The 9,308-nt window shown below is 64.8% G+C and carries 9 protein-coding genes; all 9 read left to right on the top strand.

Annotation, left to right across the window (positions count from 1 at the left end; genetic code table 11):
• Nucleotides 1–356 precede the first annotated feature (356 nt).
• The 9 genes from KEM60_RS12125 (at nucleotide 357) to cmk (ending at nucleotide 9,232) form a co-directional block, all read left to right on the top strand.
• Entirely contained in the window at nucleotides 357–1,055 is a 699-nt protein-coding gene (locus KEM60_RS12125; RefSeq protein ID WP_219107863.1) for an MBL fold metallo-hydrolase, read from the top strand.
• Nucleotides 1,056–1,198: 143 nt separating this feature from the next.
• A complete protein-coding gene (hisS, locus tag KEM60_RS12120; protein WP_219107862.1) occupies nucleotides 1,199–2,560 on the top strand; it encodes a histidine--tRNA ligase in 1,362 nt (453 codons plus the stop codon).
• Nucleotides 2,561–2,695: 135 nt separating this feature from the next.
• On the top strand, nucleotides 2,696–3,634 hold the full coding sequence (xerD, locus tag KEM60_RS12115; protein ID WP_255574565.1) for a site-specific tyrosine recombinase XerD: 939 nt from the start codon (nucleotides 2,696–2,698) through the stop codon (nucleotides 3,632–3,634).
• 76 nt (nucleotides 3,635–3,710) lie between these two features.
• Nucleotides 3,711–4,631, top strand: coding sequence for a ParA family protein (locus KEM60_RS12110; protein ID WP_255574660.1), 921 nt, complete (start codon nucleotides 3,711–3,713; stop codon nucleotides 4,629–4,631).
• A gap of 29 nt (nucleotides 4,632–4,660) precedes the next feature.
• Complete coding sequence (locus KEM60_RS12105) at nucleotides 4,661–5,575, top strand: ScpA family protein (protein WP_255574564.1); 915 nt, start codon at nucleotides 4,661–4,663, stop codon at nucleotides 5,573–5,575.
• Nucleotides 5,568–6,188 carry an SMC-Scp complex subunit ScpB gene (gene scpB, locus KEM60_RS12100; protein WP_255574563.1) on the top strand — a complete coding sequence of 207 codons (621 nt, stop codon included), beginning with the start codon at nucleotides 5,568–5,570 and terminating at the stop codon, nucleotides 6,186–6,188. The genes KEM60_RS12105 and scpB overlap by 8 nt, the downstream gene beginning before the upstream one ends.
• Nucleotides 6,185–7,264, top strand: coding sequence for a pseudouridine synthase (locus KEM60_RS12095; protein ID WP_219107861.1), 1,080 nt, complete (start codon nucleotides 6,185–6,187; stop codon nucleotides 7,262–7,264). Before scpB ends, KEM60_RS12095 begins: the two co-directional genes overlap by 4 nt.
• A gap of 2 nt (nucleotides 7,265–7,266) precedes the next feature.
• Nucleotides 7,267–8,388 (top strand): prephenate dehydrogenase, encoded by a 1,122-nt coding sequence (locus tag KEM60_RS12090; protein WP_255574562.1) that lies wholly within the window; start codon nucleotides 7,267–7,269, stop codon nucleotides 8,386–8,388.
• Nucleotides 8,389–8,497: 109 nt separating this feature from the next.
• Nucleotides 8,498–9,232: a (d)CMP kinase gene (gene cmk / locus KEM60_RS12085; RefSeq protein ID WP_219107860.1), complete on the top strand. Its 735-nt coding sequence runs from the start codon at nucleotides 8,498–8,500 to the stop codon at nucleotides 9,230–9,232.
• Nucleotides 9,233–9,308 lie beyond the last annotated feature (76 nt).

Below are 9,308 nucleotides of genomic sequence, written 5' to 3'. Positions count from 1 at the left end.
GGCCTGAGTGGGGGCCGCAGCATCCTGCGCCGGGGCCGGTGTGGGCGGCGTCTCGGGCGTCACCTCCGGGGCGGTCTCAGGGGAGATGTCGGTGGAGGTGCAGGTGCTGCTGGGCGTGGTCGGCTCGGACACGACTGGGGCCTTCCTGGTGGACACCGGGTGGCCGTGTCTATGGTTCACGGGCCCGGTTCGAGATGTGACGTGGGAAACACGATAGTCGGTGAGTTGGGCGAGGTGGAGAGCAGACCCGCCGGGGATGTCGCTTTGCGGGCTTGATGGGCCTCGGGTGGGGGCGGTGGTGAAGGGGTGGCGTGCGGGTCAGGGGACGGCGGTGATGACCCCGGTAGGCTGGGTGTGTGTTGGTCATCGGTTTCCCTGCTGCGGCGTTAGGCACGAACTGTTTCGTGGTGGCCCCCGCGGCGGGGCAGGAGTGTGTGGTCATCGATCCAGGCGTTGACGTGATGGGGCGACTGGGTGAGGTATGCACAGAACATGGGCTTCGCCCTGGTGCGGTGCTTCTCACTCATGGCCATCTGGATCACACCGGTTCTGCACCTGCGGTATGTGATGCGCATGGAGTATCGGCGTATATCCACGGCGCTGATCGACCTCGTTTGGTGGATGCTCGAACTGGTCTGAGCTCTGATTTGTTGGAGATGTTGCAGGCGCAGTTTGGGGTGTTGACAGGCTGGCATGAGCCTCAGCACGTGGTGGAGTTCGCCGACGGCGCCACCGTGGATCTGGCGGGTTTGACCTGGCAGGCGATCCACGCTCCTGGGCACACTCCAGGGTCGATGCTGTTCCGTGTCGAGGACATTCCGCAGGCCATGGGTCCAGATAGCGGGTTGTCGGCGACGATTTTTTCCGGGGACGTGTTGTTTGCCGGGGGGATTGGTCGCACCGACCTGCCTGGCGGATCTGATGCCTCGATGCGCACCACGCTGCGAGAGGTGGTGCTGAACCAGCAGGACGACACTCTCGTCCTGCCCGGGCATGGCCCCGCGACCACCATCGCCCAGGAGCGTGCCACCAATCCGTTCCTACGCGGTCTGTGATCACGTCCTGCTGCCCCACCGCGCCGATCTGTTGTCGGCATATCGCAGGGAGCAGCGGTGAAAGGTGATCCTGCACCGTCCATCCTGATTGACCTGGTCCCGCTGCTGGCGCGGGACGTGACCAAGCGACGAGGACTTCGCCGATGAGTACCCAAAAAATCACCCCCCTGTCTGGTTTTCCTGAGTGGCTGCCCGAGCAACGTGTCGTCGAGCAGGTGTTTCTGGACGAGATCAGGGCGACGTTCGAATCGCATGGTTTCGCGGCGATCGAGACTCGTGCCGTGGAGCCGGTGGATCGCCTGCTGGGTAAGGGTGGTGACGCTGACAAGGAAATTTACGGCGTGACCCGCTTGGCAGCCCGGGCGCAGGGCCGAGGAGATAGTGACGGGGAGTTGGGTCTGCACTTTGACCTGACGGTGCCATTTGCCCGGTATGTACTGGAGAACGCCGGCAAGCTGGTTTTTCCGTTCCGGCGGTACCAGATCCAAAAGGTGTGGCGTGGTGAGCGCCCGCAGGATGGCCGGTTCCGAGAGTTCCTTCAGGCTGACATCGATATCGTTGATGTCGGGCAATTGCCGTTCCACTACGAGGTGGAGCTGCCGTTGGTGATCGCGGATGCGTTCTCTCGCCTCCCGGTGGGTCCGTTCCGGATTCAGGTGAATAACCGTCGTATCCCGGAGGGTTTCTACCTGGGGTTGGGGATTCCTGCCGATGACGTGGTCACGGTCTTGCGGATCGTCGACAAGGTCGACAAGGTCGGGGTGTCGACTTGTCAGTCGATGTTGGTGGAGGCTGGTCGTACCCCAGAACAGGCGCAGCGGTGTCTCGACCTGGCGGGTATCTGCACCTCGGATGTGTCGTTCGTGGAGCAGGTCCGAGCCTTGGGGGTGGAGCACCCGGTGTTGGACGAAGGATTGGCCCAATTGGCTGCGGTGATGGAGGCCGCTGCGGTGCACGCTCCGGGGCTGCTCGTCGCGGACCTGAAAGTCGCCCGCGGTCTGGACTATTACACCGGAACGGTCTATGAGACTCAGCTCATCGGGCAGGAGTCCTATGGGTCAGTCTGCTCGGGAGGACGGTATGACGCTCTCGCCTCGGACGGCCGCACCACCTATCCGGGTGTGGGTATCTCGATTGGGGTATCTCGACTGGTATCGAGGTTGATGCCGACATTGCAGGCCAGTCGGCGTACGCCGTCTGCGGTGTTGGTGTCTTTGGCTGCTGAAGACGACCGGGCGGCAGCGATGCAGGTCGCTGCCGGGCTTCGCTCGCGCGGCGTGGCCTGTGAGGTGGCTCCGTCGGCAGCGAAGTTCGGGAAGCAGATCAAGTTTGCTGACCGTCGGGGCATTCCCTTCGTGTGGTTTATGACCGCAGACGCCACCCGACCTGGGGTGTGGTCCCACTCGGTGAAGGACATCCGTTCCGGGGAACAGATGGATGCCGATCCGCAGCGGTGGATGCCCCCAGCGGAGGATCTTCGACCTCGCATCACCCCAGTGGTGTGAGACAGATCACGTCATAGCAAGCCCGTGGTGGGGGCTGATCTGCCAGATCGGCCCCCCACCGCCCGCTGCGTCGTGTAGATATGCGAACAGGAGCAGGACGACCGACCAGACAGTGAGGACACCCAGGGAGCGCCCGTGAGCAATGCCAACACGATCACCCTGGACGCAGGGATCCGCACCTGGCTCGACCACCTTCGAGTCGAACGAGGCGTCGCCCGCAACACCCTGCTCTCCTATGCACGTGACCTCAGACGCTATCGCGACTATCTGCTCCGCACCGGGATCACCGACCTCAGACGGGTCACCACCACCACCGTCACCGCATTCCTGATGGACCTGCGCGAAGGCGCCGACGACCGCCCTGCCCTGTCCACTGCCTCCGCCGCCCGCTGTCTCGTCGCCGTCCGCGGCTTACATCGATTCCTCCACGCCGAAGGCGCCACCGACGACGACCCAGGACAGGACGTCGCACCACCTCGTCCCGCCCAACGACTTCCCAAAGCAATCGGTCTCACGGAGATCGAGCGGCTCCTCGCGGCAGCCAGCATCGGCGACACGCCGGTGGCACTACGAGATCGAGCTCTCCTTGAACTCCTCTACGGCTGCGGCGCACGCATCAGCGAAGCCGTCGGTCTGGACATCGACGACATCGACATCACCGTCGGCACCGTCCGTATCCACGGCAAGGGCGGCAAGATGCGCATCCTGCCCCTCGGACAGTTCAGTCGCGACGCTCTCTCGGCGTACCTCGTGCGCGGACGACCCACCCTCGCCGCCGCCGGCACAACCGGCGGACCTGCCCTCTTCCTCAATCAACGCGGCGCCCGCCTCTCCCGACAGAGCGCTTGGGCCCTCCTCCAAAATGTCGCCGACCGAGCCGGGCTCCGCCAGAGTGTCAGCCCGCACACCCTGCGGCATTCCTTTGCCACTCACATGCTCGAAGGAGGCGCTGACGTCCGGGTCGTCCAAGAACTCCTCGGCCACGCCTCAGTGACCACCACCCAGATTTACACCCTCGTCACGGTGCAACATCTGCGAGAGGTCTACGCCCAGACACATCCACGAGCCCGCTGAGCGTTGATATCCTCGTCCGGACGATCTGCGCGACGCCGAACGGACACCAGGACGGGAGGGGCTTCGAGTGACGCCGATGGTGAGCAGCCGGGATGTGGATGACGACCCCGACACGACGGACTACCACCCCACGATCCCCGGAACCACTCCGGTCGGACAGATCGGAGCCACTGGGCGACCCATGCCCAGCTTCCCCGAGCCACCACCGCTGCACAGCCATGGCCCCGCCCGAGTCATCGCCATGTGCAACCAAAAAGGCGGTGTCGGCAAAACCACTAGCACCATCAACCTCGGAGCCGCGCTCGCCGAGGTGGGTCGCCGGGTGCTTCTGGTCGATTTCGACCCCCAGGGCGCTCTTTCAGTGGGACTGGGCATCCGAGCGCATGACCTGGATGTGACGATCTACAACCTGCTCGTGGAGCCAGGGCTGGATATCCACGATGTCATCGTGCCGACCAAGATGCCCGACTTGGATGTCGTCCCCGCCAACATTGACTTGTCTGCGGCGGAAGTACAGCTCGTCGGTGAGGTCGCCCGAGAGATGGTGCTGGCCAGAGCGTTGCGACCCATCCTGGATGAGTACGACGTCGTCCTCATTGATTGCCAACCGTCTCTCGGCTTGCTGACGGTGAACGCGTTGACCTCCGCGCATGGCGTGATCATCCCGTTGGAGTGCGAGTTTTTTGCGATGCGGGGGGTGGCCTTGCTGGTGGAGACCATCGACAAGGTGTGTGATCGGCTCAACCCGCGGCTGATGATCGACGGGATTCTAGCGACCATGTATGACGGGCGGACGCTGCACAGCAGAGAAGTGGTGCGCAGCGTTGTCGATCACTTCCAAGACCAGGTGTTCCACACGGTGATCACCCGGACGGTGAAGTTCCCAGATGCGACGCTGGCGGCGGAGCCAATCACGGCGTATGCACCAGGGACCAGCGCAGCAGAGTCCTATCAGCAGTTGGCGCGAGAACTCATCTCGCGTGGGGGTGCCGCCTGAACAGCACGTCCGGTGCTGTCACGTCCGAGGTGGGGGCGTCGACGGCTGCCTCGGGGTCGGCGGGGGGCACGTTAGGTGCGGTGGTCCCCGGTGGGGTGCTCACCAAACGTGGTGCCGCCACTCCGTTTGAGGTGCACCTGGATCAGTTTGACGGGCCATTTGACCTGCTACTCGGACTGATTGGTCAGCATCACCTAGATGTCACCGAGATCGCGCTGGCTCGGGTCACCGACGAGTTCATGGCGCATTTACGTCGGTTGCAGCAGGAGAGCCAAGAGTGGGATCTCTCGGAGACCACGGAGTTTTTGCTGGTCGCTGCGACCTTGCTGGAGTTGAAGGCTGCCAGGTTGTTGCCGCGTACGGGCGAGGAGGACGAGGACCTGGAGCTGATTGAGGCTCGGGACCTGCTCTTTGCCCGTCTGTTGCAATATCGAGCGTTCAAGGACGTTTCCGCGGTGTTTGCGGAGCGCATGTCTGGGGTGGGGCGGATCTTCCCGCGGCAAGCAGGGTTGGAGCAGCGTTTTGCTGCACTGTTGCCGGAGCTGACGTGGCGGGCGGAACCGGAGGCCTTTGCGCGGACCGCAGCGGTGGCGATGACGCCGAAGATGCCACCGACGGTGCAGGTGGAGCACCTTCATGCGGCGCGGGTGAGCGTGCAGGAGCAATCCGTGATCCTGATTGGGATGTTACGTCGCGTGGGAGCGTCGACATTTGTCGAGCTGGTCCGAGATGCGGAGAGCACCCTGGTGGTGGTGGCTCGTTTCTTAGTGGTGTTAGAACTTTTCCGAGATGGCGCGGTCGTATTTGAGCAGGGAGAAGCGTTAGGCGCGTTGACGGTGCAATGGATCGGTGGTCAGCACGTGGACGAGGTGTTGTCGCACCGGTTGGGGCGGGAGTACGACGACACAGTCGACGCAGAGGAAGGTCTGATTCCTGGTGACTGAGCATGAGGTCAACGGTGCGACGCAGGGGCGCCGCCGTCCGGACGTGGATGTGTGGGACCTGCCCGGGGGACCGAGAGCTGCCTTGGAAGCGGTCTTGATGGTGGTTGAAGAACCGGTGGGAGCGCGGGACTTGGCGGAGGTGCTGGGACTGCCTGCGACCCAGGTGAAGCGACTGTTGCAGGATCTCGCGGAGGAATATGCCCGTGACCGGCGGGGTTTCGATTTGCGGCAGGTCGATCAGGGGTGGCGTTTTTACTCCCGGTTTGAGTATGCCGAGGTGGTGGAGCGGTTCGTGATGGACGGTCAGCGGGCCCGGTTGTCACAAGCCGCCTTGGAGACCTTGGCCGTGATTGCTTATCGTCAGCCGGTGTCCCGGGCGCGGGTGAGTGCGGTGCGTGGCGTCAATGTTGACGGCGTGGTGCGTACCTTGCTGACTCGTGGTCTGATCCGGGAGGTTGGGACCGATCCTGACCATGGGGCCGTGGTGTACGGCACGACTGAGTTCTTCCTCGACCGGCTGGGCCTCGCCTCGCTGGACGAGTTACCTGCGTTGGCGCCCTATCTGCCCGACGTGGACATGCTTGACGAGATCGCACGAGAGGGCGGCACATGAAGAGAGCAGGAAGTGCGGGATCGGGCCGAGGGCGTCCCGGCGGGAGTGGCCGGTCAGGTCGTCCGGAGAATGGCCGGTCTGGGGCTGGTCGTTCCGGTGCGGGTCGCGGCGGCCGTCCGGCCGGGGAGGGCCGTTCTTCGTCCGGTTCGGGATCGGGGAAGGGTAATCCCGCTGGGAAAGGAGCTGCCGCCGGGAAGGGAGCAGCCGCGGGGAAAGGTCGTCGTACGTCGGCTGGACCGGCCCGCGGCCAAGGCGGATCGGCGCGGCGAGGCCCGGCGAGTTCGCCACGACAGTCAGCGCCGCGGGCGCCGCAGCGTGGCCCGGCTGTCCCGGTGGTGGATGTCCACGACCCGGACGGAATCCGGTTGCAGAAGTTGTTGGCTGGCGCCGGAGTGGGCAGTCGTCGGGCGTGTGAACTCCTGATCAGCGCAGGTCGGGTCGAGGTCGACGGACAGGTGATCCGAGAACTGGGAGTGCGGGTCGACCCGATCCGTCAGTCGGTGCGCGTCGACGGCGAGCGGATCGTGTTGGACGCCTCTCGCATCTATTTGGCGCTGAACAAGCCGCTAGGGGTGGTGTCCACGATGAGCGATGAGCTGGGACGCCCCTGTATCGGTGATCTGGTGCAAAACCGCTCAGAACGGTTGTTCCACGTCGGACGATTGGACGCCGACACAGACGGATTGTTGCTGTTGACCAACGATGGTGAGCTGGCAAACCGACTGCAACACCCGTCGTACGGAGTGCCGAAAACATATGTGGCAGCGGTGCCTGGTCCGGTGGCGCGAGATGTGGGCCGGACGTTGCGTGCGGGGGTCGCGCTCGAAGATGGTGTTGTCGCCGTGGACAGCTTCCGGCTCATCGATTCCCTGCCCGGAAAAGCGGTCGTCGAGGTGGTCTTGCACGAGGGCAAAAAGCACGTCGTACGTCGTTTATTGGAGGCTGTGGGACATCCAGTGGAAACGTTGACCCGGGTGCAGGTGGGACCGGTGCGGTTGGGCGACTTGAAGACTGGGCGGACACGGCCGTTGAACGGCAAGGAGATCGCCGGGCTGTACCAGGCCGCTGGGTTGTGAGCGTGACGTCGTCGCCGGTCGTGGGCACGGTACGGGTGGTGGGGGCTGGGCTGATCGGAGCGAGTGTCGGGTTGGCGCTGAGTCGCACCGGAGTGACGGTGCTGCTCAGCGACCCGTCGCCGACAGCTGCGGCGCTGGCCAGCGACCTTGGTGCTGGACGCGTGGCTGGACCGGCGGACCCCATGCCTGATCTGGTGGTGGTCGCGGCACCCCCGGATGTCACCGCTGCTGTGGTGGCGACCGAGTTGCTGGCATGGCCATCGGCGACGGTCACGGACGTGGCCTCCGTGAAAGGAGAAATCCTCACCGGGGTGCAGCGGGAGCTGGCTGCCCGTGGCGCTGATCCTGGCGCGGCGGACAGATATGTCGGCTCGCATCCCATGGCCGGTCGGGAACGCAGCGGCGCAGTGGCGGCGCGCGAAGACCTGTTTGTGGGCCGCCCGTGGGTGATCGCCGATCGAGATGGTGCGGATGCGGCAGCGGTCTTCATGGTCGACTGGCTGGTCGCTGCGGTAGGGGCTTCACCGGTGCGGATGGCTGCCGATTGTCATGACGCTGCGGTGGCGGCAGTGAGCCATGCTCCGCAGGTCGCGGCGAGTTTGGTGGCGGCCAGATTGCGTGATCTGCCCATTGAGGCAGTGTCTTTGGCAGGGCAAGGGGTGCGCGATGTCACCCGGATCGCGGAGAGCGACCCGGTGTTGTGGACCCAGATCCTGGCTGGAAATGCGGAGTCGGTGTCACAGGTGTTGGTGGCGCTGCAGCAGGACCTGGGAGAGGTGGTGGCGGCATTGCATGAGCTGGCTTCCTCAGGTGAAGCTGCGGGAGCGCGCGCGGTGTTAGCGCGCACGGTGGCGGCCGGTCAGGCGGGGCGAGCTCGGATTCCCGGCAAGCATGGCGCAGCTCCGACGCGATATGGCGTGGTGACAGTGGTGGTGCCGGATGAGCCTGGACGGATCGCCCGGCTGCTCACCGACGTGGGGGAGGCAGGGGTCAACCTGGAAGACCTGCGGTTGGAGCACGATCTGGGACGCGAGGTGGGAGTCGTTGAGCTGCTGGTGGTCCCTGCAGTGGTGGAGTCGTTGGCCCAAGCGCTCATAGCGCTGGGGTGGAAAGTGCATGTGTGACCAGTGTTTCTGATGTGATCGAAGCCTGAGAGCGGTCAGCGCCAGCAGGGACCGTGCTCGTCGCCAGACGTTAGAAAAATCGCCGGGATCGAGGCTAGTCTCTGGCCTCGTGACCGCGACTCATTCCTCCCAGCCCGCTGCTTCCGCTGACCCCGTCGGTACGCCGTCTGTCCCAGGTCTGGTGGTGGCCGTGGACGGGCCGTCGGGGTCGGGCAAATCGAGTGTGTCCCGGCAGGTCGCCGCCCGTTATGGCCTGTCTTATCTGGACACCGGGGCGATGTATCGCGCGGTGACCCTGTGGTGTCTGCGGCAGGGCATCGCTCTGGAAGACGCTGCGGCGGTCGCTGAGGCTGCCCGACGAGTCCCCTTGGTGATGGGCACCGACCCGCAGGCACCGTCGGTGCTGTTGGACGGTGTGGACGTGGGGGAGGAGGTGCGCGACTCCGCCATCTCAGCGCAGGTCTCCCAGGTCGCCACCAACCTCGCGGTGCGGGAGCGCCTCATTGATCTGCAACGGGAGTACATCGCCCGGGGGGCAGCTGGTGCAGGGATTGTCGCGGAGGGGCGGGATATCACCACGGTGGTGGCACCACAGGCTGAGGTCCGGGTGCTGCTGGTGGCCAGTGAGGCTGCTCGGCTACGCCGAAGGTCCTTGCAGCTGCATGGTCAGGCCGGTGATGGGATGGTCGAGCAGGTGCGAGACGAGGTGGTGCGTCGGGATCGCGACGATGCGACAGTCGCTGAGTTCACCGAAGCAGCACCGGGTGTGGTGGTGGTGGACACCTCTGAGCTGACGTTTGAGGAGTCGGTCGCCGCAGTCGAGGCGTTGCTGCCGTTGCGCTGACCGTCTGGTCCTGGTGCGTGCTCCTCTCGGGGTAGCTGTGCAGGTGTGGTGGCGTCGATGCGGCTATTCCGTGCGC

Source organism: Austwickia sp. TVS 96-490-7B, from assembly GCF_019331795.1.
In the GTDB taxonomy this organism is placed as follows: Bacteria; Actinomycetota; Actinomycetes; order Actinomycetales; family Dermatophilaceae; genus Austwickia.
Note: the sequence above shows the minus strand (reverse complement) of the source record. Positions and strands in the feature narration are given on the sequence as shown.